A 547-nucleotide genomic window follows, 5' to 3' on the forward strand; every position below is an offset into this window, starting at 1 on the left:
GTGCACACCGGTATGCAGATGGACCTGACCTCGGCCATCCAGTTCGAGACATTCCTCGAAACAGCGATCTTCACGACCGAGGATCGACTGGAGGGGTTCTCCGCATTCCTCGAGAAGCGGTCGCCCAAGTTCAAAGGCCGCTGACCACATGACTGTCGGGGCGTCTTACCTCGCACTGAGCGGTGCCGCACAAATCAACCCTATCGGAGCAAGCAATGCCGGAAGACAAAAAATATAGTGACATTATCTACACCGTTGCCGACGGAGTCGCGACGATCACGATAAACCGCCCCGAGCGCATGAACGCTTGGCGTGAGGACACCTACTACGAGATCATCGAAGCGCTGACGGACGCGGGGTGGGACAAGTCAGTCGGGGTCGTCGTTATAGCCGGAGCCGGCGGCAAGGCATTCGGTGTCGGCGGCGATTCCGGAGACAAGAAGTCGAGCCGCGCCGGACAAGGCATCATCGGCGTGCCGATCGATGCGATCCATACCTTGATCCGCGATATTCCGAAGCCTGTTATCGCAAAAGTTGACGGGTTCGC

Annotated in this window: 1 protein-coding gene; it reads left to right on the forward strand. The window is 58.3% G+C overall.

The window, feature by feature from the left end; genetic code table 11:
* Nucleotides 1–215 precede the first annotated feature (215 nt).
* The coding region (locus ACK8OU_RS20430; protein WP_410305157.1) for an enoyl-CoA hydratase-related protein at nucleotides 216–547 on the forward strand (332 nt) is incomplete at its 3' end.

The sequence above is a fragment of the Pontitalea aquivivens genome, assembly GCF_046507575.1.
In the GTDB taxonomy this organism is placed as follows: Bacteria; Pseudomonadota; Alphaproteobacteria; order Rhodobacterales; family Rhodobacteraceae; genus Pontitalea; species Pontitalea aquivivens.